General features: G+C 60.7%; 26 protein-coding genes. 18 read left to right on the top strand and 8 right to left on the bottom strand.

The annotated features are described in order from the left end of the window. The first annotated feature begins 59 nt into the window (after positions 1-59). The 3 genes from DUT91_RS10320 (at position 60) to DUT91_RS10310 (ending at position 1,696) form a co-directional block, all read left to right on the top strand. Complete coding sequence (locus tag DUT91_RS10320) at positions 60-245, top strand: hypothetical protein (RefSeq protein ID WP_114440321.1); 186 nt, start codon at positions 60-62, stop codon at positions 243-245. A gap of 150 nt (positions 246-395) precedes the next feature. Then, the gene (locus tag DUT91_RS10315; protein WP_114440674.1) at positions 396-983 is read left to right on the top strand and encodes a DJ-1/PfpI family protein; all 588 of its coding nucleotides are present in this window, start codon (positions 396-398) and stop codon (positions 981-983) included. A 5-nt stretch (positions 984-988) separates the two neighbouring features. Then, complete coding sequence (locus tag DUT91_RS10310) at positions 989-1,696, top strand: helix-turn-helix transcriptional regulator (RefSeq protein WP_114440320.1); 708 nt, start codon at positions 989-991, stop codon at positions 1,694-1,696. A 90-nt stretch (positions 1,697-1,786) separates the two neighbouring features. Here DUT91_RS10310 and DUT91_RS10305 read toward each other — a convergent pair whose 3' ends face one another. Beyond that, positions 1,787-2,479, bottom strand: a complete 693-nt coding sequence (locus tag DUT91_RS10305; protein ID WP_114440319.1) for a DUF1013 domain-containing protein — start codon at positions 2,477-2,479, stop codon at positions 1,787-1,789. 220 nt (positions 2,480-2,699) lie between these two features. Here DUT91_RS10305 and DUT91_RS10300 point away from each other — a divergent pair, with 220 nt between their 5' ends. Continuing rightward, on the top strand, positions 2,700-4,913 hold the full coding sequence (locus tag DUT91_RS10300) for an esterase-like activity of phytase family protein (protein WP_114440318.1): 2,214 nt from the start codon (positions 2,700-2,702) through the stop codon (positions 4,911-4,913). A 55-nt stretch (positions 4,914-4,968) separates the two neighbouring features. Here the strand turns inward: DUT91_RS10300 and DUT91_RS10295 are convergent, their stop codons facing one another. Continuing rightward, the gene (locus DUT91_RS10295) at positions 4,969-5,973 is read right to left on the bottom strand and encodes an NAD(P)H-quinone oxidoreductase (RefSeq protein WP_114440317.1); all 1,005 of its coding nucleotides are present in this window, start codon (positions 5,971-5,973) and stop codon (positions 4,969-4,971) included. Positions 5,974-6,087: 114 nt separating this feature from the next. Here DUT91_RS10295 and DUT91_RS10290 point away from each other — a divergent pair, with 114 nt between their 5' ends. Together DUT91_RS10290 and DUT91_RS10285 are read left to right on the top strand one after the other, a co-directional pair. Beyond that, the gene (locus DUT91_RS10290; protein ID WP_114440316.1) at positions 6,088-6,276 is read left to right on the top strand and encodes a DUF1192 domain-containing protein; all 189 of its coding nucleotides are present in this window, start codon (positions 6,088-6,090) and stop codon (positions 6,274-6,276) included. Between the two features lie 134 nt (positions 6,277-6,410). After that, the gene (locus DUT91_RS10285) at positions 6,411-7,655 is read left to right on the top strand and encodes an MFS transporter (RefSeq protein ID WP_114440315.1); all 1,245 of its coding nucleotides are present in this window, start codon (positions 6,411-6,413) and stop codon (positions 7,653-7,655) included. Positions 7,656-7,754: 99 nt separating this feature from the next. Here the strand turns inward: DUT91_RS10285 and DUT91_RS10280 are convergent, their stop codons facing one another. After that, positions 7,755-7,937: a YdcH family protein gene (locus tag DUT91_RS10280; protein ID WP_200834952.1), complete on the bottom strand. Its 183-nt coding sequence runs from the start codon at positions 7,935-7,937 to the stop codon at positions 7,755-7,757. 395 nt (positions 7,938-8,332) lie between these two features. Between DUT91_RS10280 and DUT91_RS10275 the strand changes: the two genes are divergently transcribed. The 5 genes from DUT91_RS10275 to DUT91_RS10255 all read left to right on the top strand — a co-directional run bounded on the left by DUT91_RS10275 (position 8,333) and on the right by DUT91_RS10255 (position 11,232). Beyond that, entirely contained in the window at positions 8,333-8,536 is a 204-nt protein-coding gene (locus DUT91_RS10275; protein ID WP_114440313.1) for a YdcH family protein, read from the top strand. A 103-nt stretch (positions 8,537-8,639) separates the two neighbouring features. Continuing rightward, complete coding sequence (purE, locus tag DUT91_RS10270) at positions 8,640-9,137, top strand: 5-(carboxyamino)imidazole ribonucleotide mutase (protein WP_114440312.1); 498 nt, start codon at positions 8,640-8,642, stop codon at positions 9,135-9,137. A 2-nt stretch (positions 9,138-9,139) separates the two neighbouring features. Further along, on the top strand, positions 9,140-10,213 hold the full coding sequence (locus tag DUT91_RS10265; RefSeq protein WP_114440311.1) for a 5-(carboxyamino)imidazole ribonucleotide synthase: 1,074 nt from the start codon (positions 9,140-9,142) through the stop codon (positions 10,211-10,213). Positions 10,214-10,354: 141 nt separating this feature from the next. After that, positions 10,355-10,480, top strand: a complete 126-nt coding sequence (ykgO, locus tag DUT91_RS10260) for a type B 50S ribosomal protein L36 (RefSeq protein ID WP_114440310.1) — start codon at positions 10,355-10,357, stop codon at positions 10,478-10,480. 110 nt (positions 10,481-10,590) lie between these two features. Then, positions 10,591-11,232 carry a tetratricopeptide repeat protein gene (locus DUT91_RS10255; RefSeq protein ID WP_114440673.1) on the top strand — a complete coding sequence of 214 codons (642 nt, stop codon included), beginning with the start codon at positions 10,591-10,593 and terminating at the stop codon, positions 11,230-11,232. Positions 11,233-11,293: 61 nt separating this feature from the next. Here the strand turns inward: DUT91_RS10255 and pyk are convergent, their stop codons facing one another. Beyond that, positions 11,294-12,730 (bottom strand): pyruvate kinase, encoded by a 1,437-nt coding sequence (pyk, locus tag DUT91_RS10250; RefSeq protein WP_114440309.1) that lies wholly within the window; start codon positions 12,728-12,730, stop codon positions 11,294-11,296. After that, complete coding sequence (locus tag DUT91_RS10245) at positions 12,727-13,143, bottom strand: DUF1036 domain-containing protein (protein ID WP_245419688.1); 417 nt, start codon at positions 13,141-13,143, stop codon at positions 12,727-12,729. The genes pyk and DUT91_RS10245 overlap by 4 nt, the downstream gene beginning before the upstream one ends. Before the next feature lie 273 nt (positions 13,144-13,416). On the opposite strand from DUT91_RS10245, the gene DUT91_RS10240 reads away from it, so the two are divergent. From DUT91_RS10240 to DUT91_RS10225, 4 genes are all read left to right on the top strand, one after another. Next, positions 13,417-14,250: an N-formylglutamate amidohydrolase gene (locus DUT91_RS10240; RefSeq protein ID WP_425373779.1), complete on the top strand. Its 834-nt coding sequence runs from the start codon at positions 13,417-13,419 to the stop codon at positions 14,248-14,250. A 100-nt stretch (positions 14,251-14,350) separates the two neighbouring features. Continuing rightward, positions 14,351-14,656, top strand: a complete 306-nt coding sequence (locus DUT91_RS10235) for a DUF1244 domain-containing protein (RefSeq protein ID WP_114440307.1) — start codon at positions 14,351-14,353, stop codon at positions 14,654-14,656. A 129-nt stretch (positions 14,657-14,785) separates the two neighbouring features. Beyond that, positions 14,786-15,046, top strand: coding sequence for a DUF2312 domain-containing protein (locus tag DUT91_RS10230; RefSeq protein WP_114440671.1), 261 nt, complete (start codon positions 14,786-14,788; stop codon positions 15,044-15,046). 41 nt (positions 15,047-15,087) lie between these two features. Further along, the gene (locus DUT91_RS10225) at positions 15,088-16,032 is read left to right on the top strand and encodes an aldo/keto reductase (protein ID WP_114440306.1); all 945 of its coding nucleotides are present in this window, start codon (positions 15,088-15,090) and stop codon (positions 16,030-16,032) included. Between the two features lie 29 nt (positions 16,033-16,061). Here the strand turns inward: DUT91_RS10225 and DUT91_RS10220 are convergent, their stop codons facing one another. The 3 genes from DUT91_RS10220 to DUT91_RS10210 all read right to left on the bottom strand — a co-directional run bounded on the left by DUT91_RS10220 (position 16,062) and on the right by DUT91_RS10210 (position 19,069). After that, positions 16,062-17,882 carry an ABC-F family ATP-binding cassette domain-containing protein gene (locus DUT91_RS10220; RefSeq protein WP_114440305.1) on the bottom strand — a complete coding sequence of 607 codons (1,821 nt, stop codon included), beginning with the start codon at positions 17,880-17,882 and terminating at the stop codon, positions 16,062-16,064. Between the two features lie 148 nt (positions 17,883-18,030). Beyond that, positions 18,031-18,312, bottom strand: a complete 282-nt coding sequence (locus tag DUT91_RS10215; RefSeq protein WP_114440304.1) for a hypothetical protein — start codon at positions 18,310-18,312, stop codon at positions 18,031-18,033. Between the two features lie 124 nt (positions 18,313-18,436). After that, on the bottom strand, positions 18,437-19,069 hold the full coding sequence (locus DUT91_RS10210) for a thiamine diphosphokinase (protein WP_114440303.1): 633 nt from the start codon (positions 19,067-19,069) through the stop codon (positions 18,437-18,439). A 315-nt stretch (positions 19,070-19,384) separates the two neighbouring features. Here DUT91_RS10210 and thiB point away from each other — a divergent pair, with 315 nt between their 5' ends. From thiB to thiQ, 3 genes are read left to right on the top strand one after another with little or no spacing between them, the layout of a single operon-like run. Continuing rightward, positions 19,385-20,389 (top strand): thiamine ABC transporter substrate binding subunit, encoded by a 1,005-nt coding sequence (gene thiB, locus DUT91_RS10205; RefSeq protein WP_114440302.1) that lies wholly within the window; start codon positions 19,385-19,387, stop codon positions 20,387-20,389. A gap of 43 nt (positions 20,390-20,432) precedes the next feature. Next, positions 20,433-22,058: a thiamine/thiamine pyrophosphate ABC transporter permease gene (gene thiP / locus DUT91_RS10200; RefSeq protein WP_114440670.1), complete on the top strand. Its 1,626-nt coding sequence runs from the start codon at positions 20,433-20,435 to the stop codon at positions 22,056-22,058. Then, a complete protein-coding gene (gene thiQ / locus DUT91_RS10195; RefSeq protein WP_114440301.1) occupies positions 22,055-22,783 on the top strand; it encodes a thiamine ABC transporter ATP-binding protein in 729 nt (242 codons plus the stop codon). The genes thiP and thiQ overlap by 4 nt, the downstream gene beginning before the upstream one ends. The last annotated feature ends 48 nt before the right edge of the window (positions 22,784-22,831 follow it).

Genomic DNA, 22,831 nt, shown 5'->3' with positions numbered 1-22,831 from the left:
AGATAGCTGTCAGGAGTGGTATGCAATGATGCTCTCCTGAAACCAAGGGAGAAACCTCGATGGGTATCGTCATAGCTCCGATTTTGAGCGCGCTTCAGCACTATCGCCGGAAGATCAAGGCGAGGCGCGACCACATCCGCACCGAACGCCTCATCGGCAGCCTGCCGCGTTCCATTCAGAAGGATATCGGCTGGCCCGATGTTCACGCGAAACGCCTGGCTGATCGCTGGAAGTCTATTCCATGACGCGCAGGAACTTGGAGCGCCAAGCATCCGGTTGCATGCGCATGAGACGCTCTAACGTTTTGAATTGCCGCATGGTTTTACCCCATATCGATTCCGATTTGGGAAATTGTGCAGTAGAATGGAGGGGGAATTCTGATGGCGGATACAAAAATGGCTGAAAAAACGATGATCGGCCTCGTTTTCGTTGAGGGTTATGCCGATTGGGAATTCGGCTTTCTTTCCGGGGCCGCCGTCGAATTTTTCGATGCGCGTGTCGTCTCGCTCGCGCCTGGAAGGAAACCTGTCAAATCCATCGGCGGGCTGGTTCTGTCGCCGGAACGCGGCATCGATCACGACGAGAACACAGATCTCGATGCGGTCGCAGTCATCGGTTCCGAAACCTGGTTTTCTGACGCGCCTCCTGACATCGCGCCGCTGCTTCTGGCAGTCCATGTCCGCGGCGGAACGGTCGGCGGCATCTGCGCCGGCACGCTTGCGCTTGCCCGCGCGGGCCTTTTCTCGGGCCGGGGCCACACCAGCAACGGCCATGGATGGATACAGGGAAAGATTGGCGATTACGACGGCGCGGACCAGTATCGCGATATACCCTTCGCCGTCAGCGACAAGCGCGTCGTCAGCGCGTCGGGGACAGCGCCCGGAACCTTCGCCGCAGCCTTTCTCGAAACGCTTTTCCCGGCAAAGAACGACGATATCAATACAATGCGCCATTTGATGGCGCGTGAATACGGGAGCGCCTGACGTCCATGCGGCGCGCTGACCGTCTTTTCCAGATCGTGCAACGCCTGCGCGGAGGCAGGCTGGTGACGGCAAGACAACTGGCCGAGAGGCTGGAGGTCTCCGAGCGCACGATTTACCGTGATATCGCCGACCTGCAATCAACGGGCGTTCCCATCGATGGGGAGGCAGGTGTGGGCTACATCCTGCGCGAGGGCTTCGACCTGCCGCCGCTGATGTTCACGCGAGATGAGATCGTCGCCCTTGTCGCCGGCGCCAGGCTGGTTCGCGCCTGGGGCGGCGCATCCATGGCGCGCGGCGCGGAGGAAGCTCTGGTCAAGATCGAGGCCGTTCTGCCGAAAGAAGAGCGCTCCCGCATCACCAACACGCAGATCCATGCGCCCACCGCCTATATCAGCGAACATGAGCGACAGATCATCGATACCGTCGAGCGCGCGGTCGACGGCGGCAATGTACTGACCATACGCTACCGCGACCTTGAAGGACGCGAAAGCGGCCGCGATATCCGCCCGCTCGGCTTATGGTTCTGGGGAAAGGTCTGGACCGTCATCGGCTGGTGCGAACTGCGCACCGCCTTCCGCACCTTCCGCACCGACCGCATTTCGCTTGCCGCAGAATCAGGGCGCCGCTTCCGTCCTGAGCGGGGCAAGACGCTTGCCGATTTCTATCGGTTGATGGAGGCCCGCGAATTCAATGCCTACAAGGATCAGTACTGATCCTCCAAAGCACGACGGACCGACACATTAAAAAAATCCGGCGCGGATTTCTCCACGCCGGATTTTCTTTCAACTCAATTCGAAACGAGCTTATTCCTCGTCTTCGTCCTCGTTGCGTGTCCCCTTCAGCGACGAAAGCTTGGCGAAAACCTTGTCGGCATCGAGCTCCTGCTCGTCCTCGGACGGCCGGTCGCGATAATCCATGTTTTCCGTCGCGGAAGCCGGAAGCAGCGTGTCGCCGGTTTCTGGGGTAACGGGACGTCCGCGCGAGGCGCGTTCGACCTCAAGATCAAGATCGATTTGCGAGCAGAGACCCAGCGTCACCGGGTCCATCGGCTGGAGATTGGCCGAATTCCAGTGCGAGCGGTTGCGGATCTGCTCGATGGTCGATTTCGTCGTCCCTATGAGGCGAGAAATCTGTGCATCCTTCAATTCAGGATGATTGCGCACCAGCCAGAGAATAGCGTTGGGGCGGTCCTGGCGCTTCGACAGCGGGGTATAGCGCGGTCCCTTGCGCTTGGTCTCGGGCACACGGACCTTCGGCTCCAGCAGCTTCAGCTTGTGGTTCGGATCTTTCTCCGCCTTGGCTATCTCCTCGCGCGAAAGCTGGCCGGTAATGACAGGATCGAGGCCCTTGATACCCTGTGCGGATTCGCCATCGGCGATCGCCTTCACTTCAAGCGGGTGCAGCTTGCAAAAATTGGCAATCTGGTCGAAGGAAAGCCCTGTATTGTCGACAAGCCAGACGGCCGTTGCCTTCGGCATAAGAAGCTGGGTGGCCATTAGATAAGTCCTCTCGTTCGTCCGCTCCGGGGGCGCGGGCCGTGGGTAACCACAATTTTCCGGGAAATCACCGCCTATATAGCGATATTTTTGCCGAGGGGCAAGAAAGCCCTGAGGATTGCCGTTCATTATTCCCGTTTTCATCGAAATGTTATGAAAGTGTCATCGCACTGCAATGGAGTTGAACAAGGAGTGGCGCAAGAAATAGGGAGATCCATTTATGCAACGCCGTTCCGTCTATCTCGCCCTCTTCGCCGCACTGACCGCCTCCACCGCATTGCCGGCGGCTGCCGAGCCCGTCTTCAACCGTATCGCCACTTTCCCCGTCGCCAGCAATCTCCCGGCGGATGCCGACAAGAAGGCCGCGACGTCTTCGGAAATCATTGCCGCTTCCGAAGATGGCAATACGCTCGTCTATTCCGACAGCCCTTATGGCGGCGTCGGCTTCGTCGATATTACTGATCCAACCAAGCCCAAGCCGGGCGGTATCCTCAAGGTCGATGGCGAGCCCACATCGGTCATCGTAGTGGGCGGCAAGGTGCTGGCGGCAGTCAACACGTCTGAAAGCAAGGCGAAGCCGTCAGGCCGCCTCGATGTCATCGATCTCGCGACCCGCAAGGTCGAAGCGAGCTGCGATCTTGGCGGCCAACCCGATTCTGTCGCCGTATCGCCCGACAAGGCGTTTCTCGCCATCGCCATCGAGAACGAACGTGACGAGGATTTGAACGACGGTGAAATGCCGCAGCTTCCCGGCGGCGATCTCAAGATCGTGTCCCTGAAGGACGGCGCGCCCGATTGCGCCGGCATCAAGACCGTAGCGCTGACCGGCCTTGCCGAAATCGCGCCGGAGGACCCGGAGCCTGAATTCGTCTCGTTCAACGGCAAGAACGAGATCGCCGTGACGCTGCAGGAAAACAATCACATCGCCATCGTCGATGCGGCGAGCGGCAAGGTTCTTTCTCACTTTTCCGCCGGCAGCGTCGATCTCGACGGCGTCGACACCAAATCCGATGGAACGCTTGCATTCACCGGCAGCGTGAAAGGCGCCCTGCGCGAACCCGATGCCGTGAAATGGCTCGACGACCAGCGCCTCGTCGTTGCCAATGAAGGCGATTACAAGGGCGGCTCGCGCGGCTTCACCATCTTCGCCCGCGATGGGAAGGTTCTCTACGAATCAGGCCCGTCGCTGGAGCGGCGTATCGCCCAGATCGGCCACTATCCCGACAAGCGCTCGAGCAAGAAGGGCGTTGAGCCGGAAGGTCTCGAAGTCGCAACCTTCGACGGCGTGAAATATATCTTCGTCGTCACCGAACGGTCCTCCATCATCGGCGTCTACAAGGATACCGGCGGCGAACCGGAATTCGTCCAGCTCCTGCCCTCCGGCATCGCGCCTGAAGGCCTCGTCGCCGTACCCGGCCGCAACCTGCTCGCCACCGCCAATGAAGCCGATCTGGCCGAGGATGGCGGGCCCCGCTCGCATGTGATGATCTACAAGCTTGAAGACGGCAAGCCGGTCTATCCGCTGATCGCCTCTGTCGACAAGGAAGACGGATCGCCGCTCGGCTGGGGCGCGCTCTCGGGCCTCGTCGCCGATCCCAGCGAACCCGGCAAGCTCTTTGCCGTGTCCGACTCCTTCTATTCGACGGCACCGACGATCTTCACCATCGACGCGAACAAGCAACCGGCCCAGATCGCCAATGCGCTCGTCGTGACGCGCGGCGGACATCCGGCGCAGAAGCTCGATCTCGAAGGCATCACCACCGACGGCAAGGGTGGCTTCTGGTTGGCCAATGAAGGCGACGCCAAGAAGCTCGTCCCGCACGCCATCCTGCAGGTCAACGAAAAGGGCGAGATCAAGCAGGAGATCGCCCTGCCCGAGGAAGTCCTGGCAGGCCAGACGCGCTTTGGCCTGGAGGGCATCACGCTCACCGGCGAAGGCGACGACGCAACCCTGTGGATGGCCGTGCAGCGCGAATGGGCTGATGATCCGAAGGGCACCGTAAAGCTTCTCGCCTACAAGCCGAAGGGCAAGGCCAAGGGTGGGGAATGGTCGGCGGTCCGCTACCCCCTCGACAAGACAGAGTCCGGCTGGGTCGGCCTGTCCGAGATCACCGTGCATGACGGTCAGCTCTATATCGTCGAGCGCGACAATCTGGTCGGCGAAAAGGCGGCGATCAAGAAACTCTACCGAGTTGCGCTCGATGGGCTGAAGCCCGCGAAACTCGGCGGCGAACTGCCGGTCGTCCAGAAGACGCTCGTGCATGATTTCATGCCCGATCTGAAATCGGCGAACGGTTATGTTGCCGACAAGCTGGAAGGCTTCGCCATCGACAGCGACGGCAAGGCCTATGCCGTCACCGACAATGACGGTGTGGACGATTCCTCCGGCGAGACCCTGTTTTTCACCATCGGCAAGGTCCAGGCGCTAAACTGAGCCAGCGCCGGGAGCGAACAAGATTAATAGGCCGCGCAATGCGCGGCCTTTTCGTTCATGCCACATCGAGCACGATCTTGCCGATGTGGTGCCCGTCTTCCATCCGCTCATGCGCCCTCCATGCATCGCGCAGCGGAAAGATCATGTCCATAACGGGCGAGATGCGCCTTTCGGCCAGAAGCGGCCAGACCTTGCTTTCGAGTTCCCGGGCGATGGCGGCTTTGAACGCCACTGGTCGCGCGCGCAGCGTCGAGCCGGTGTGGGTCAAGCGCTTGGTCATCAGCTTGGAGAAATTGACCGTCGCCTTCGGCCCGTTCAGGAAGGCGATCTGAACGATGCGCCCGTCGAGCGCGGCCGCATCGTAATTGCGTTCGATATAATCGCCGCCCACCATGTCGAGAATGACATTGGCGCCTTTGCCGTCGGTCGCCTCCTTTACGATCTTGACGAAATCTTCCTCACGATAATTGATCGCCCTGTCCGCGCCAAGCCGAAGACAAGCCTCGCATTTCTCCGCCGAACCGGCCGTCGTGATAACATAGGCGTCGAAGGCACTGGCAAGCTGGATCGCGGCCGTGCCAATGCCTGACGAGCCGCCATGGATCAGGACCGTTTCGCCCTGCTTGAGACCTCCTCTTTCGAACATATTGTGCCAGACCGTGAAGAAGGTTTCAGGGATAGCCGCCGATTCGGCATAGCCGAAGCCGGAGGGGAGCGGCAGGGCATTGCTTTCGTCCACCACCGCGAATTCGGCATAGCCTCCACCCGCGACGAGCGCCATCACCTGGTCGCCTACCCGGAAACGCTGCACACGCTCGCCCGCCGCCGCCACGTCACCAGCGATTTCCAGCCCCGGAATATCCGGCGCGCCGGGAGGCGGGGGATAATGGCCCTGCCTTTGCAGAATGTCGGGACGATTGACGCCGGCTGCCCGGACCCGCACCAGGATTTCGTTTGGCCCTGGCCTCGGCACCGGACGTTGCGTCGGTTTCAGCACGCGCGGACCGCCGGGTTCGCTGATCTCGATTGCCGTCATCTGAGAGGGTATCTGCAGAGCCATCAGGATCGCTCTCCTTGTCGAATGATTTGATGTCGGACCCGATGGAATGTATCCTTTGCCCTGCATCTGGCAATGGGGTGTAATGGGCCGTCTTGGTGGAACGAGGAGAACATCATGGCACTTTTCGACGACGAGCCGCCGGTCAGGAAAACCGCTCATGAAATCGGGCAGGACCTTTCCCTGTTGTCGGTAGCCGAACTGGATGAGCGCATTGCCATCCTGCGCGCCGAAATCGAACGTCTTGAAGGCGACCGTGACAAGAAGGGCGTCAGCAAAGCCGCCGCCGAAGCTCTGTTCCGCTGAACCCCGGGAAACATGAGTGGCGAAACGCTTTCGTCAGGATTTCCGCCGATAGTGCGGTCACGCGACCAGTTTCTATTTTCGCCATTGTTCAGACCTAGGCGCTTGTCTCCATAGAATCCGATTCGGGGATCATTTTGTTCAGTTCTTTTGTTCAGGTTTTTGCGCTCCTCTGCGGTACGGCATTTCTTCTCGCTGGGTCGGGCCTCCACGGCCTTCTCCTGCCGCTGCGCGGCGGCAGCGAGGGCTTCGCCGTCAGTTCCCTCGGCCTTCTCGGCACCGCCTGGGCCGGCGGTTTCATCACCGGCTGCGTGCTCGCCCCGAGGCTTGTGCGCCGGGTCGGTCATGTCCGCGCTTTCGGTTTTTTTGCCTCATCTGCCGCCGTCATCGCCCTTCTTACCGGTCTCTTCATCGATTCGACCGTCTGGATTGTGCTGCGCGCCTTCACCGGTTTCTCCATGGCTGGCGCATTCATGGTCATCGAGAGCTGGTTGAACGAGCGCGCCACCAACGAAACCCGCGGCCAGATCTTCGGCCTCTACATGATGGTGAACTATGGTGCCGTCATGAGTGGCCAGATGATCGTCGCCACCGGCGACATCCATACACAAAGCCTTTTCATGGTGACTGGCATTTTTCTCTGCCTGGCGCTGATCCCGACCGCCATATCGACCGCGAGCAGCCCGAAGCCGCTCAGCGAAGTGCAACTGGATCTGAAAGCGCTCTACAAGAACTCGCCGGTGTCTTTCGTAAGCTGCATCCTGATCGGCGTCGCCAATGGCGCCTGGGGCACGCTTGGTGCAGTGTTCGGTGCCGGCTCCGGTATCGATACCACCATGATCGCCCTGATGGTCAGCTTCACCATCCTTGCCGGCGCGTTCACGCAGATACCTGTCGGACGCTTCTCGGACAGGATAGACAGGCGTTTCGTGCTGGCGGGCGTCGCTGGCGCATCGTCCCTCGTCGGGCTCGCCATCTTCTTCATCGCGCCGACCAACGCCACCGCCATTCTCATCATGACAGCGCTTTATGGTGGCCTCGCCTACGCGCTCTATCCCGTCGCCGTCGCCCACGCCAACGATTTCGCGGCTTCGGAAAACTTCGTAAAAATATCGGGTGGCCTGCTCCTGCTTTATGGCTTCGGCACGATGATCGGGCCGCTTCTAGCTGCCCTCGCTATGGAATATCTCTGGCCCTCGGCATTGTTTGCAGTGACTGCGCTGGCGCATCTCTCGATCACCGCATATGCCATCGTCCGCTCACGGCAGCGCGCAGCGCTTCCAACGGCCGAAAAGGATAGCTTCCAGACCCTGCCATCCGAACGCGCTGCCACCCCGGAAGGCCTTAAGCTTATTCCGCGCGCAGACGGCGAGCAGGGCTGACACCCGCAGCCGATATGTACGGCCGGCGCACCGCATGGTCGACCCCGAAGGGAGGGGCGTAGAATCTACAGCCACCCTTCGGGGTTCGCGTTTTCAAACTCAGTGGCGGGTGAACTGGATCCTCAATCTTTCAATCTGGTCCTTGAGCAGCAGTTTCTTGCGTTTGAGATCCGCAATGCGAAGATTGTCCATTGCCGGACATGCCATCGCTTCGGTGATCTCCTTTTCCAGGGCACCGTGCTTCTTCTCAAGTGTTGCAAGATGGGACTCAATGGCCATGATTGCATCTCCTATGGTTGATGTTCCTCAAGATGTCAGGCCATGAACTCATAATCCGACTGGCTATGTGACAACTGAAAGACGGTCACGCCGACGGCCTGAGTTCATTGGGCTCTGCAATGACACGCTGCAGAGGTAAAGAGGCTTTTTTCTGCTGTTTCAGGCATCATTCGATCAAACTTACGCGATCAGATTTACGAGCCCCTGGCCAAGCCCCGCCAAATGACTTCATGACAGAGCAATGACACTTTGCCACGACTTGGCGCGGAAGTCGAATTTGGGATAGTAGCATTTTCTCTGAACCAAAAATATGATATGGGCTCCGCCCGGAGTCGGAACGCGATCCCCGCGCTTCGTGGACTATCCCACAGCAGATAATCAGAACGGGACAAAACCGTATGTCCGAGCAGGATCAGGCTGAGATACGATTGGCTGTCGCGCGTCTGAAACAGGAACACGCGGATTTCGACGCCGCCATCAACGCCATGATCCAGGTCGGCTGCGATCAGTTGCGTGTCCAGCGCATGAAGAAGAAGAAGCTGGCCATCAAGGATAAGCTTCAGGAACTGGAAGACCAGGTCATTCCCGACATCATCGCCTGAGGGTATGAGGCATGGGCATGGGCATGGGCATGGGCTAGCCCCTTGCCTTGCGGGCTTTCCACTTTTCGGCTAAGTGCCCTTTCAGACAATAGGGGATTTGGCGATGGCTGGAACACGTGCTGAAGTTGCGATCATCATGGGCAGCCAGTCCGATTGGCCGACGATGCGCCATGCCGCCGACACGCTCGATGCCCTGGGCATCTCTCACGACGCCCGCATCGTTTCCGCGCACCGCACGCCCGACCGCCTCGTCGCCTTCGCCAAGGGCGCCAGGGCCGAAGGCTTCAAGGTGATCATTGCCGGCGCGGGGGGCGCGGCCCATCTACCGGGAATGGCCGCCTCAATGACGCCGCTTCCGGTTTTCGGCGTGCCGGTCCAGTCGAAGGCGCTTTCCGGCCAGGATTCGCTCCTTTCCATCGTCCAGATGCCGGCGGGCATTCCCGTCGGCACGCTCGCCATCGGGCGTTCCGGTGCGATCAATGCAGCACTCCTAGCCGCTGCCGTCCTGGCGCTTTCGGACCCGGCTCTTGCCGAGCGGCTCGATGCCTGGCGCGAGAAACAAAGTGCCGGCGTCGCCGAGCGCCCCCAGGACGAGGCGTGATCATGCTGCAGCCGGGATCGACGATCGGCATTATCGGCGGCGGCCAGCTCGGCAGGATGCTGGCCGTGGCTGCAGCCAGGCTCGGCTTCCACACTGTCATTCTGGAACCGGAGGCAGGCTGCCCCGCTGCGCAGGTCGCCAACCGTCAGATCACCGCTCCCTATGATGACGAGAAAGCGCTGGCCGAGCTTGCGCAGACCTGCGACGTCATCACCTACGAATTCGAGAACGTCCCCGTTGAAGCCGCACAGAAGCTCGTAGAAAAAAAGCGGGTCTATCCGCCGCCCATCGCGCTGGAGGTCTCGCAGGACCGCTTCCGCGAAAAGGCTTTTCTGAACGATTGCGGCATCGAAACAGCGCCATGGCAACTGGTAAACGATTCCGCAGGCCTGGCGGCGGCACTCGCCGCTTTCGACGGACGCGGCATCCTGAAAACCAGGCGAATGGGCTATGACGGCAAGGGCCAGGTGCGTTTCCGCGGCGACGGCAGCGACGATGTCGCGGGAGCGCTTGCATCGATCGGCAACGCACCCGCCATTCTCGAAGGCTTCGTCGCCTTCACGCGTGAGGTATCGGTGATCGCCGCGCGCGATCGCCTGGGAAATATCCGCTGCTACGACATCGCGGAGAATGTCCATTCCAACGGCATTCTCGCCAGTTCCACAGTTCCTTCCGCCATATCAGCCACAACGGCAGACACAGCCCGCCAAGCGGCCGGTAAGCTTCTGCACGCACTCGATTATGTCGGCGTGCTGGGCCTTGAATTCTTCGTTTTGCCCGATGGAACACTGCTCGCCAATGAATTTGCCCCGCGCGTTCACAATTCCGGCCATTGGACGGAGGCCGCCTGCGCAGTATCCCAGTTCGAGCAGCATATCCGCGCTATTGCCGGCCTGCCGCTCGGCGAAACCAGCCGCCACAGCGATTGCGTAATGGAAAATCTGATCGGCGACGACGTATCGCGCGTGCCCGAAATCCTGAGCGAACCTTTCGCCGTACTCAACCTCTATGGCAAGGCGGAAGCGCGGCCCGGTCGCAAGATGGGACATGTCACCCGGCTGAAAACCAGCAAATAGAGTCACTTATCATGCATCTTTTGCCCGACGGGAGTTGACAATCGGCCTAATCCTTGGCTATTTCGCGCAACCTTTACGGCGCGCCTCGGGTGAGCCTTCATTGACGCCCGCCAGCGGGCCAACCAGACACCGGTGATTGACATGAAAATCAAGAACTCGCTCAAAGCGCTCAAGGGCCGCCACCGTGACAACCAGATGGTTCGCCGCAAGGGCCGCATCTACATCATCAACAAGACCGCTCCGCGCTTCAAGGCGCGCCAGGGCTAATCCTGTTTGTTGGGCCGTTTGTGCTGAAGCGGATGCTTATCCGCTTCACAAAAAGCGTTTCACTGAAATTTGCATTTGACGTTTCGCTGTGCAGGGCTACCCTTGTGCACATGCGGAACGTTTTTGCTTTTCTTGCCCTCTTCGCTTTTCCCGCCACTTTGACGGCTGGGACTGGCGCGACCCTGGCGCAGGAACTGCCTGCAGCGCCCTCTCCCGCCGATCAGACCCCGGCCAATCTGCCGGAAGGCGAAGCCACCGTCGCGCAAAAGCGCAGCGCCGAACTGGACCGGCTGTTTCTGGAATTGCGCAAGACGCACGACGAAACCAAGGCGAAACGCATCGCAGATCAGATCTATGGCATATGGAACCAGTCGGGCAGCGCCACTGTCGATCTGATGATGGGATGGGCGAACACCGCTATCCGCGAAAAGAAATATCCGGTGGCGCTCGATTTCCTCAACGAAATCGTTGTCCTCAAGCCGGATTACGCGGAAGGCTGGAATCGCCGCGCCACACTTTATTTCCTGATGAACGACTATGGCCGCGCCATGTACGACATCAACAAGACGCTGCAGTTGGAGCCCCGCCAATTCGCGGCGCTCGCTGGCATGGGTTCTATCCTGAAGGAAACCGGTCGCAAGGAACTGGCCCTGCGCGCTTATGAACGCGCCCTCACTGTCTATCCGATGATGCGCGAGGCACAAAAGGAAGTCGGCGAGATCGCCGACGAACTGGCCGGCTCCCGAACCTGAGGACCTGCCCTTGGATCCATGGCCTCCGCTATGCGAGGCCATGGAAAGTTGTATCCCACAATCAGATGCCGGTCAGCCCGTCAGTGCCGATATAGGCGATACGCAGCATGTTGGTGGCGCCCGGGGTGCGCAGCGGTACGCCGGCGGTGATGATGACGCGGTCGCCAGGCTTTGCAAATTCCTCGCGGAAAGCGATGTTGCAGGCGCGGTCGACCATGTCGTCGAGATCGCGCGCATCCTCGGTGACAACGCAGTGCAGGCCCCAGACAAGGGAAAGCTTGCGTGCAGTCTCGACGATCGGCGAAAGCGCGATGATCGGCGTCTGCGGACGCTCGCGGGCGGCGCGCAAGCCGGTCGTTCCCGAAGCGGTATAGGTGATGATCGTGGAAAGCCTGAGCGTTTCCGCTATCTGGCGCGCCGCAAGCGAGATCGCGTCGGCGCCGGTAGCTTCTGGCTCGGAGCGCTGGGCGTAGATGATGCCCGGATAGGTCGGATCCCGCTCCACCTTCTCGGCGATGCGCGCCATGGTGGCGACCGCCTCGACGGGATAATCGCCCGCAGCCGATTCGGCCGAAAGCATGATGGCGTCCGCGCCCTCGAATACGGCAGTGGCGACATCGGACACTTCGGCTCGCGTCGGCACCGGCGCCGTGATCATCGATTCCAGCATCTGCGTAGCGACGACAACAGGCTTTCCGGCCCGGCGTGCGGCACGCGTGATCTGCTTCTGGATGCCGGGAACCGCTTCAAGCGGCATTTCCACACCCAAATCGCCGCGCGCCACCATCAACGCATCCGACAATTCAATGATTTCGTCGAGGCGGGCGACCGCCTGCGGCTTCTCGATCTTGGAGAGAAGCCCGACTCGGCCCCGCGTGATCTTGCGCACTTCCGCCAGATCTTCGGGACGCTGGATGAAGGAAAGCGCGACCCAGTCGATTTCCTCCAGCAGTACCGCATCAAGATCCCGGCGGTCCTTCTCGGTCAGCGCGCTGACGGAGAGTGTCGTATCCGGAAGGCTGACGCCCTTGCGGTCGGAAATTCCCGTGCCCGATACAACGCGGCAGCGAATCGACTTGCCATCAACCGCTTCGGCAACCAGCGCCAGCCGGCCATCGTCGATTAACAGCCGGTGGCCGGGCTCGACGGACTGGAGAATTTCAGGATGCGGCAGGAAAACGCGGGTGTTGTCGCCAGGCACGTCCTGATCGTCGAGCGTGAAGTTCTGGCCGGCCACGAGGCTGACCTTGCCATCCGCAAACTTGCCAACGCGCAGCTTCGGTCCCTGCAGATCGGCGAGAATGCCGATAGGCCGGCCAAGCTCGCGCTCCACGTTGCGGATGCGGCGGACAAGAGTACGCATCAGATCATGGTCGGCATGGCTCATATTGATGCGGAAAACGTCGGCGCCTGCCTCGAAAAGCTTGCGGATCGTCGCCTCTTCGGAGGATGCCGGTCCGAGCGTTGCGAGAATTTTGACCTTACGGCTGCGTCTCATGGATTGTTTGTTCCTGTCACTGTCGGATTTTCGGGCGGCGCCTCATCGGTCAGCTGGACCATCCAGCTCGATTGTTCACCCGTGTCGTATTCCTGGAAGCCGGAGCGCTGAAAGCCGCGCGCAAAGCAATCGTTGACGCCGGCTATCTTGAATTCCTTTTCGGCGACGCACATGTTGACCGGGCCGTCCCAGCGGCCGCCGCCCTCGGCGTCTTCGGCATAGAGATAATAATAGCGCTGGGAGAGCGGCCCTTCGATCAGGGTCTTGCAGCTGGATCCCTTGATGTGCCACCAACCCTCGGTAACCCACCCCGTCTTGGCGCGATAGCCGATGGCGACCCCAACGAGGTTTTGCGTGGAGTTACAGACGCGGAAATCGGCATGGGCTTCCACAGCCATGAACATCATGCCCATAGCGAAAATGCCGGAGAAAACCGTGGGGTGTCGAGAGCGCATCCGCCGAAACCTTTCAGCGCACATGTGCGGGCCTGTTACGCTTGGAAATGCCATTTTTGTTGCCCTCTTTTCGGCAGTTTCGCATGTGATGTCAACGCGCCAGAAGCGTATTGGGGCTAGTTGTTGAGCAAGAATCGGCCAGCGACGAGAAATTTCGGCAATGGTTCCCCATCGCTCACGAAAACGCCACCTAATGGCAGAAGAATGACGGCTTGCAATCCGCCCTCCCGCATGAGAGATCGAAATTCCCTCTCCATGGAATCCGCATTCATGCAGTTTTTCCCCGTGCATCATGTCGAAGGCGATTTCAGCCGAGGCCTGCTGCTGATTGCCGACCACGCCCGTCGCGATCTTCCACCGGAGTATGGCTCCCTAGGCCTCGCGGCAGCCGAGTTCGACAGGCATATCGCCTACGATATCGGCGTCGAGACCATGACGCGCAGCCTTGCCCACCGTCTGGGAGTTCCCGCGGTTCTCGGCGGATTTTCCCGCCTGTTGATCGATCCGAACCGCGGCGAGGATGATCCGACTTTGATCATGCGGCTTTCCGACGGAGCCGTCATTCCTGGCAACCATCCGCTGAGCGAGGCCGAGCGCGAGAAGCGCCTGGACCGGTTCTACCGCCCTTATGACAAGGCCGTGGCGATTGCGATTGAAAAGATCATGGCGGCAACCGGAAAGCCGCCGCTGGTCATTTCGATTCATTCCTTCACGCCGTTCTGGAAGACGAGAAAAAGGCCTTGGCACGTCGCCCTCCTCTGGGATAGCGATCCGCGCGCTGTCGTACCGCTTGTCCAGGCCCTGCGTAGCGACCCGGCGCTGGTGGTTGGGGACAATGAACCCTATGATGGCGCACTGCGCAACGACACGATGTTCCGCCATTGCGTTGCCGCTGGATATGCGCATGCTCTGATCGAGGTGCGACAGGATCTGATCGCCGCCCCCTCAGGCGCCGAAGCCTGGGCGGAAAGGCTTGCACCGATGCTTGCCGCCGTGAATGCACGTCCCGATATGCATGAGGTCCAGCATTTCGGTTCGCGGACGGGACCAGTCCCCGCTGCATAGCCCCTTAATCGGGATTGATTCGGGGGATTGTGCAGCACTTAAAGCGTTAAAGCGTCTTTGCGTCCCATGGACGCGCAGCACCCTGGAAGGAGAATGCGGCATGACCGAGCTTAGCCAACAGCAACGCACGGAGTTCGAGGCAGCGGCCTTTCGGACATTGGTGGAACATCTGCGCCAGCGGAGCGATGTGCAGAACATCGACCTCATGAACCTGGCGGGCTTTTGCCGCAACTGCCTCTCCAACTGGTACAAGGATGCAGCCGACGCCGCAGGCGTCGATCTTTCCAAGGAGGAAGCGCGCGAACTTATTTATGGCATGCCCTATGAAGAATGGCGCACCAAACACCAGAATGAAGCGTCCGCAGCGCAAAAAGCTGCCTTCGCGGCGAGCAAACCATCCCATTGATGGTCTCTGCTCCCCGGACGAAGCGCATCTCCGGTCTTGACCATCCGCATCGGGTCGGGCAACGAATTGCACCAACCCAGGCCCGCGAGTCGCTGGCTGCCTTTTCCCATCAATCCGGAGAACAATCCCGTGGACGATATCACAAGTGAAACCGCACAGACGGTAGCCGTCGGACAACTGCGCGCTTTCATCGAGCGCATCGAGCGGCTCGAAGAAGAAAAGAAGACCATTTCCGAGGACATCAAGGAAGTGTACGCGGAAATGAAGGGCACAGGCTTCGACACCAAGGCCGTGCGCAGCATTATCCGTCTGCGCAAGAAGGAAGAGCACGAGCGCCAGGAAGAAGAAGCGATGATCCAGCTCTACAAGGATGCGCTCGGCATGGGCTGATCCGTATCGGAGCCGATGGCTGGCCCAAAAGGAGCAAGTCGATGACCCGTAAGAAACTCGGACGCACCGATATCGAAGTTTCGAAGCTTTGTTTCGGCGGGAATGTCTTCGGCTGGACGGCGGACGAGGCAACCTCGTTTTCGCTGCTCGACCGCTTCGTCGATGCCGGACTCAATTTCATCGACACGGCTGATGTCTATTCCTCATGGGCGCCCGGCAATACGGGCGGCGAATCGGAAACCATCATCGGCAACTGGCTGAAGCAGCGCGGCGGTCGCGACCGGGTCGTGATCGCCACCAAGGTCGGCTCCGAAATGGGCCCCGGCCATAAGGGGCTCTCGCCAGCCTATATCCGCAAGGCGGTGGATGCTTCACTGAAGCGCCTCCAGACCGATCATATCGATCTCTACCAGTCGCACCGGGACGATCCTGAGACGCCGTTCGAGGAAACGCTCGGCGTTTACAAGGAACTGATCGACGTCGGTAAGGTGCGCGTTATCGGCGCATCCAATCTGACGGCGATAAGGCTCACCGAAGCGCTCGAAATCGCGGGGCGCACCGGCTTGCCGCGTTATGAGACGATGCAGCCGCTCTACAATCTCTATAATCGGGCGGATTTCGAAAAGGACATCGAGTCAGTCTGTCTCGCCAACGGGCTCGGCGTCCTCCCCTATTATTCCTTGGCGAGTGGGTTCCTGACAGGAAAATACCGTTCCCGGGATGATCTCAGCCAGAGCGCGCGCGGCCAGGGCGTCGCCAAATATCTGGACGACCGCGGCTGGACGATATTGGCGGCGCTCGATGAGGTGGCCGCCGAACACGACGCCACGCCAGCGCAGGTGGCGCTCGCCTGGATGATGGCCCGCCCGTCGATCACCGCGCCGATCGCCAGCGCAACAAAACTGAGCCAGTTGGAAGAACTGATCGCCGCCACGCAACTCAATCTCGGCGATTCGATCGAGGTGCTGGACGCGGCGAGTGCCTGATTGAATGAGGCGGCACTAAGTGGACCGCCCTACTCCCCGATTTCCTCGCGCAGCATCTCAAGCTCCAGCCATTCCTCTTCCATGACGGCGCGCGCTTCCCGCTTCTTCTCCAATTCCGCGGCGATCTTTGCGAAAAGATCGGGATTTTTCGCATAAAGCTGCGGATCGGCAAGCTTCGCTTCCAGCCCGGAGATCTCCGCGGCAAGTGCCACCAACTTGCCCGGCAAGCTTTCCAGTGCGAATTTCTGCTTATAGGAAAGCTTGCGCTTTTCGTCACGCTTCAGCTCGGATGAGGCTGCTCCTGCCTGGGCCGGGCTGCGGGAGTTGGAAACCTTGGTGGCCTCGCGTTTGATAAGCGCCGCCTCGCGCCGTTGCGCCATCATGTCGGCATAGCCGCCGGCATATTCGACCCAGCGTCCCTCGCCCTCCGGCGCGATCACCGATGTCACGGTGCGGTCGAGAAAATCGCGGTCGTGGCTTACCAGAATGACCGTTCCGGCGAACCCAGTGACCAGTTCCTGGAGGAGATCGAGCGTCTCCATGTCGAGATCGTTGGTCGGCTCATCGAGGATCAGGAGATTGGCCGGACGCGCCAGCACGCGCGCCAGCATCAGCCGCGCCTTTTCGCCGCCCGACAATTCGCGGATCGGCGTGCGCGCCTGTTCCGGCTGGAACAGGAAGTCCTTCATATAGGAGACGACATGGCGTTGCTCGCCATTGACGATAACGTTCTCCCCGCGCCCGTCCGTCAGGTAATGCGCCAGCGTTTCAGTCGGATCGAGGCTGTCGCGCCGCTGATCGAGCACGGCCATTTCGAGATTGACGCCGAGCCGCAGGCTGCCCTCGTCCTGGGCGAGCATACCTGTCAGCATGGAGAGAAGCGTGGTCTTGCCCGCGCCGTTGGGGCCGACGAGACTGATGCGGTCGCCGCGCATGATGCGGGTGGAGAAATCCTTCACCAGCGCGCGCCCGTCATAGGATTTGCTCAATCCCTTCGCCTCGATGACCAGCTTGCCCGATTCGCGGCTGTCGCTTGCAGCAAGTACGGCCGAGCCCTGCGCCCGGCGATGCGTGCGGAATTCGTTGCGCATGGAATGCAATTCCCCGAGGCGGCGCATGTTGCGCTTGCGCCGCGCGGTCACGCCGTAGCGCAGCCAATGCTCTTCGCGCACGATCTGGCGGCCGAGCTTGTGCAGATCGCGCTCTTCCTCCTCCAGAATCTTGTCGCGCCATTCCTCGAAATGGCCGAAGCCCTGCTCCAGCCGGCGCGTCACGCCCCGGTCGAGCCAGATGGTCGAGCGGCTGATATTTTCGAGAAACCGCCGGTCGTGCGAGATGACCACAAGACTTGAGCGGATCTGCCGCAATTCGTCTTCGAGCCATTCGATGGTGGTGAGGTCGAGGTGGTTGGTCGGCTCGTCCAGAAGCAGGATGTCCGGCTGCGGCGCGATCACTCGCGCAAGTGCTGCGCGCCGCGCCTCGCCGCCGGAAAGCTGGTCCGGCTTCTCATTGCCCGTGAGGCCCAGATGCTCCAGCAGATAGGTAACGCGATAGGGATCGTCGGAAGGCCCGAGCCCCGCTTCCACGTAATCGCGTACATTGGCAAAGCCCTCCATGTCGGGCGACTGGGCAAGATAGCGGATGGTTGCGCCCGGATGGCGGAACACCTCGCCCGATGTTGGCTCAACAAATCCGGCGGCTATTTTCAGCAGCGTCGATTTGCCCGAACCGTTGCGCCCCACCAGCGCGATCCGCTCCCCGTCGCTTACCGAAAGTGCTGCTTCCTCCAGAAGCGGCGTGCCGCCGAAGGTGAGTTTGATCTGGTCGAGACGGAGAAGCGGAGGAGCCATGGAATGCTAGGCCAATACTGTTGCTGCAAAAATCGATTGATGCGCTTGTCCGCGAGAAAGGCCATTCTGTCAAATGATACGGCGCGTCCAAAACAAGACAGGCCGGGTTTCCCCGGCCTGTCTGTTCGAATTCGCTTCAACCAGCAGATTACTGGCAGCGCGCCTCATAGGTCCGGCCATACTGGTCACGATAGCGGCAGTACTGGACACCGTTGCGCGGCTGGGCCGAGCCGATCAGCACACCTGCCAAGCCACCCAGCGCTGCACCTCCCAGTGCACCACGCGTACCGCCAAGGGCTCCGCCGGCCAAGCCGCCAATAGCTGCGCCGCCTACGCCGTATCCGGCAGTACGCTGGTCGGCAGTGGTGCAGGCAGCGGTGGATAGGGCAAGCAGCCCGCTGACTACGATCATGGAAAGACGTTTATTCATGGAGAATTCTCCCGTTCAAGAATCAAATGCGGCCAACGTTGCGTCCCCAAAGCGGCGGGAACAAGGTGGCACCATCCCGTTGAATTTACAATAGCCCTCTGCCTGCTCAGTACCCCATGTCAGCTCATTCCTCCAGCGTCGCGACAAGAACGCCGCATCCTGAACGCAGCAGAACGCCGAGAGTTCCCTTGACGACGTTGGAAACCGTGAGCGAAGAGCCGAACGGGACCTTCACATTGTCTAACGGCCATTCGACACTTGTGATCGTCAAGCCTTCGAGCGTTGTAAAGCCGATGATGCTGAAGAGTGCTCCGTCGGGCAAATCGGGCGCATGTGTGCCCGGCAGAATCGGCCAGGCTTCTTCAACGCCGCTCGACAGGAAGATCTCGCGCCCCTTGGCGGCCTGGGCCGTCGCCATGGTCAGATGCAGCATGGTATGGTCGGTCCGCGACCCCCCGAATGCGCCGCACAGGATGACGCTTGTCGCGCCCAGCGCAAATGCCTCGTGGAGCGCAAGTTCGCCGTCTGTCATGTCCTTTGCGGGGGGGAAAGTGCGCCGTGGCACATGTTTGTAGCGCCGCGCCAGGGCCGGCGCAGTCGAATCGAAATCTCCGAGCCATAATTCCGGCTCGACACCGAGGACAGCGGCATGGCGCATGCCGCTGTCTGCCGCCAGAACCCGCGCGCCGGCAATCTGGCGCTTCAGTCGTTCTGTTACCGTTAGGTGCCCGCCGAGGAGAATGAGAAATCTGCTCATCCGCGGCTCTTACCATGCGCCGTGTCGAGCTGAAAGGCTGTGGTTGCCGATAGGTTGCAAGCCGTCGCAGATCCGCGAAGGACGCAAAAAGAGCATGCGACAAGGAAGACTTAACCCACTGCCGCTCTCCCGCTTGCGAAGCCCGACTCCCGTCATTAATGTCGACCTGCTCTAACAGTGTGCGACGTTCGACAAGCGGCTGCGAGGACGATGATCCGGCCAACCAGATGGTCGGGTAGATACCGGCGGAGGGATTGGACGCGACCCTGGTTCGGCGCTTGATCCTTTCGACGACGAACGACAAAGGAAACGCCGATGATACCAGTAAAATTCCTTGCCTTCGCCGCCGTCGCATTGCTCGGTCTCGCCGCACCGGCGGCTGCGAAGGATACGCTCACCATTTACACCTATGAGAGCTTCACCGCCGAGTGGGGGCCGGGGCCGAAGGTCAAGGAGAATTTCGAGAAGCAATGCGATTGCACGATCGAATGGGTGGCGGCGACGGATGGCGTGGCGCTACTCAACCGCCTGAAGCTGGAAGGCCAGAGCACCAAGGCCGATATCGTGCTCGGCCTTGACACCAATTTGGTCACGGAAGCCAGGCAAAGCGGCCTCTTTGCCCCACACGGGATCGACACCTCTGACATAAACGTTCCGGGCGGCTTTGAGGACGACATCTTCGTGCCCTATGATTACGGTTATTTCGCCGTGGTCTATAATAGCGAAAAGCTCGCCAACCCGCCGACAAGCATGAAGGAGCTGGTCGAGGGAGACGCCTCGCAAAAGATCGTCATCGAGGATCCGCGCACCTCGACGCCGGGCCTTGGTCTGTTGCTCTGGGTCAAGGCGATCTATGGCGACAATGCGGCAGGGGCCTGGGACAAGCTGAGGCACCGCGTTCTGACGGTGGCGCCGGGCTGGGCAGAGGCCTATGGACTTTTCCTGCGAGGTGAAGCGCCAATGGTGCTCTCCTACACCACCTCGCCGGCCTTTCACATCATTGTCGACAAGGAGGACCTCTATAAGGCGGCCGCCTTCGCGGAAGGCCAGTACCTGCAGATCGAGCTCGCCGGTACGACCGTGAACGGCACGAAGAACCCGCTCGCCGCGAAATTCCTGACCTTCATGACCGGCCCCGGCTTTCAGGACGTCATCCCGGAAACCAACTGGATGTTCCCGGCAGGCAAGACCTCGAAGCCGCTTAACCCCGCCTTCGACACGCTCGTGAAACCCACCAAGATCCTGATGCTGCAACCGGACGACATTGCGAAGAATCGCAAGGCATGGATCGATGAATGGCTCGCCGCGATGAGCAAATAGAGTGATTGCGACCGGCACGCGGACATTCCATTTTGAACCCAAAATGGTGGCGGGCGCCATCGCCCTGGCTTTCCTCATGCTGCTCGCCGGCGGGGCGCTTTTTTCGCTTGGGTTCGAGGCCTCTCGCGACACCAACGCCGCCTTTGCCGGGTTCGATGCTTATCTCTGGCGGGTAGCACGGTTCACATTGTGGCAAGCGCTTCTCTCGACAGTGCTGTCGGTCGGCCTCGCCCTCCCCGTAGCGCGGGCCCTTCATGCGCATCAGCATTTCATGGGCAGGGCTTTCGTCTTCAGGCTTTTCGCCCTTCCGCTCGCGCTGCCTGCCCTTGTCGCGGTACTCGGCATCACCAGCATCTATGGGCGCAACGGCCTCATCGCCCATGCCTCACAGTCACTCGGCTTCGGCTTCATTCCTGATATCTACGGCATATCAGGCATTCTCCTGGCGCATGTCTTCTTCAACTTGCCGCTGGCGGTGCGCTTCATGCTGGTCGGGCTCGATTCCATTCCCGCCGACTACTGGAAACTGTCGGCGCAACTCGGCATGGGCGGTGGCACCCGCTTCCGCCTCATCGAATGGCCCGCCATCGCCCGCAACCTGCCCGGCATCATGGGCCTGATCTTCATGCTCTGCGTTACGTCCTTCACCATCGTCCTGACGCTCGGCGGCGGTCCGCGCGCCACGACACTGGAGGTGGCGATCTATCAAGCCCTGGCCTTTGACTTCGATATCGGCCGGGCCGTCGCCCTGACGCTCACCCAGTTGACGCTGACGCTTGCCATTCTTTCGCTCTTCCGCCTCACCGGCAGGCCGACCGAGGAAGGCTTTTCGCTCGCCGTCACCACGCGCCGCTATGAAAAATTCGGTGCAGGTGAGCGGCTCGTCAATACAGCCATCATCCTGCTCGCCCTCTTTTTTGTCGCGCTGCCGCTGGCCGGCACGGTCGTCTCGGGGTTAGCCGCCGATCTCGGCCGCCTGATGAGTGAGCGAGTCGTGTGGCGAGCGATCTCCACCAGCCTTGTTCTCGGCGCAACCGCGGCTTTCGTCTCCGTCCTGCTTTCGCTTGCCCTCGTCGCGGGGCGCGAGGCGGTGGCGGCAAACCGGAAAGCCGGTATCAAACGATCCCTCGTCGGAATCGGCTCCCTGTTCGAACGCGCGTTGGACACCGGCGCCAGTCTCATCCTCGTCGTGCCGCCGATCATTATTGGTGCGGGCTGGTTCATTCTGCTGCGCCATTTCGGCGATCCCTTTGGTTTCGCGCCCTGGATGGTGATATCGGTCAACGCCGCCATGGCCATGCCCTTTGCCGTGCAGATCCTGCGTCCGACATGGGATACCGCCAGCGCCAGGCACAACAGGCTCTGCGCGCAGCTCGGCATCACCGGCTGGACACGCCTACGCGTCGTCGACTGGCCAGTGTTGCGCCGCCCGCTCGGCGTCGCCTTCGCCTTTGCCATGGCCCTATCGCTCGGCGACCTCGGCACCATCGCGCTTTTCGGCAGCGACGCAGTGCAGACCCTGCCTTATCTTCTGTTGCAGCGCATGGGCAGCTATCGCACCTTGGATGCGGCGGGGTTGGCGCTGATTCTGGGGGTATTGAGCCTCGGACTGATGATGCTGGCCGACCGTGGATCGAAGCGCGCTGAACCGGCGGAAAGCATGCGATGACCGACAAGACGGGGGGAGCAAAAGTCGCACTTGAGGAAGTTCGCTTCAGCTATGGCGAAATGCGGATGCACTTCGATCTGAGTGTTCCCGCCGCGCAGATCGCCGCCATTATCGGCCCCAGCGGCTCCGGAAAATCGACGCTTCTCAACCTGATCGCCGGTTTCGAGACGCCCCAATCGGGCACCATCCATATTGGCCACATGAACGTCACCCGCACACCACCGGCGGAACGCCCGGTTTCGATGGTGTTTCAGGAGAACAATCTCTTTGCCCATCTCGATGTCGAGGCCAATATAGCGCTCGGCCGCTCGCCAAAGCTGAAGCTGACGGCCGCCGACCGCGCCGCAGTGGAAAGCGCCATTGCCCGCGTCGGCCTCGCGGGCAAGGAAAAGCGCAAACCCCAGGCGCTGTCCGGCGGCGAAAAACAGCGTGTGGCGATTGCGCGCGCGCTTGTCCGCAACCGCCCGGTTCTGTTGCTCGACGAAGCCTTCGCCTCGCTCGGACCGGCGCTGCGCATCCAGATGCTCGATCTCATAAAGGCTCTGCATGCGGAAACGGCGATGACCGTCCTGATGGTCACGCATCATCCCGAAGACGCGTTGCATCTCGACGCCGCGCTGATTTTCCTGGAGAATGGCGTGGTAGCCGCAAGCGGCAGCGCCAGCGACCTGCTCTCGGACAAGGGGCCGGAAGCGCTGAAGCGCTATATGGGCACCACCGCCTGAGTTCTGAGGCGGACGCGTGAGGAACAACGCCAGCAGATTGTCTGCCGG

The sequence above is a fragment of the Paramesorhizobium salinisoli genome (genome assembly GCF_003335045.1).
Lineage (GTDB): Bacteria > Pseudomonadota > Alphaproteobacteria > Rhizobiales > Rhizobiaceae > Paramesorhizobium > Paramesorhizobium salinisoli.
The sequence above is the reverse complement of the archived record's forward strand: the minus strand, read 5'-3'. Positions and strand labels throughout refer to the sequence as shown.

Coding starts and splice junctions, on each gene's coding strand:
- DUT91_RS10320 (WP_114440321.1), top strand. CDS start 60: ATGGGTATCGTCATAGCTCCGATTTTGAGCGCGCTTCAGCACTATCGC.
- DUT91_RS10315 (WP_114440674.1), top strand. CDS start 396: ATGGCTGAAAAAACGATGATCGGCCTCGTTTTCGTTGAGGGTTATGCC.
- DUT91_RS10310 (WP_114440320.1), top strand. CDS start 989: ATGCGGCGCGCTGACCGTCTTTTCCAGATCGTGCAACGCCTGCGCGGA.
- DUT91_RS10305 (WP_114440319.1), bottom strand. CDS start 2,479: ATGGCCACCCAGCTTCTTATGCCGAAGGCAACGGCCGTCTGGCTTGTC.
- DUT91_RS10300 (WP_114440318.1), top strand. CDS start 2,700: ATGCAACGCCGTTCCGTCTATCTCGCCCTCTTCGCCGCACTGACCGCC.
- DUT91_RS10295 (WP_114440317.1), bottom strand. CDS start 5,973: ATGGCTCTGCAGATACCCTCTCAGATGACGGCAATCGAGATCAGCGAA.
- DUT91_RS10290 (WP_114440316.1), top strand. CDS start 6,088: ATGGCACTTTTCGACGACGAGCCGCCGGTCAGGAAAACCGCTCATGAA.
- DUT91_RS10275 (WP_114440313.1), top strand. CDS start 8,333: ATGTCCGAGCAGGATCAGGCTGAGATACGATTGGCTGTCGCGCGTCTG.
- purE (WP_114440312.1), top strand. CDS start 8,640: ATGGCTGGAACACGTGCTGAAGTTGCGATCATCATGGGCAGCCAGTCC.
- DUT91_RS10265 (WP_114440311.1), top strand. CDS start 9,140: ATGCTGCAGCCGGGATCGACGATCGGCATTATCGGCGGCGGCCAGCTC.
- ykgO (WP_114440310.1), top strand. CDS start 10,355: ATGAAAATCAAGAACTCGCTCAAAGCGCTCAAGGGCCGCCACCGTGAC.
- DUT91_RS10255 (WP_114440673.1), top strand. CDS start 10,591: ATGCGGAACGTTTTTGCTTTTCTTGCCCTCTTCGCTTTTCCCGCCACT.
- pyk (WP_114440309.1), bottom strand. CDS start 12,730: ATGAGACGCAGCCGTAAGGTCAAAATTCTCGCAACGCTCGGACCGGCA.
- DUT91_RS10245 (WP_245419688.1), bottom strand. CDS start 13,143: ATGGGCATGATGTTCATGGCTGTGGAAGCCCATGCCGATTTCCGCGTC.
- DUT91_RS10240 (WP_425373779.1), top strand. CDS start 13,417: ATGAGAGATCGAAATTCCCTCTCCATGGAATCCGCATTCATGCAGTTT.
- DUT91_RS10235 (WP_114440307.1), top strand. CDS start 14,351: ATGACCGAGCTTAGCCAACAGCAACGCACGGAGTTCGAGGCAGCGGCC.
- DUT91_RS10225 (WP_114440306.1), top strand. CDS start 15,088: ATGACCCGTAAGAAACTCGGACGCACCGATATCGAAGTTTCGAAGCTT.
- DUT91_RS10220 (WP_114440305.1), bottom strand. CDS start 17,882: ATGGCTCCTCCGCTTCTCCGTCTCGACCAGATCAAACTCACCTTCGGC.
- DUT91_RS10215 (WP_114440304.1), bottom strand. CDS start 18,312: ATGAATAAACGTCTTTCCATGATCGTAGTCAGCGGGCTGCTTGCCCTA.
- DUT91_RS10210 (WP_114440303.1), bottom strand. CDS start 19,069: ATGAGCAGATTTCTCATTCTCCTCGGCGGGCACCTAACGGTAACAGAA.
- thiB (WP_114440302.1), top strand. CDS start 19,385: ATGATACCAGTAAAATTCCTTGCCTTCGCCGCCGTCGCATTGCTCGGT.
- thiP (WP_114440670.1), top strand. CDS start 20,433: ATGGTGGCGGGCGCCATCGCCCTGGCTTTCCTCATGCTGCTCGCCGGC.
- thiQ (WP_114440301.1), top strand. CDS start 22,055: ATGACCGACAAGACGGGGGGAGCAAAAGTCGCACTTGAGGAAGTTCGC.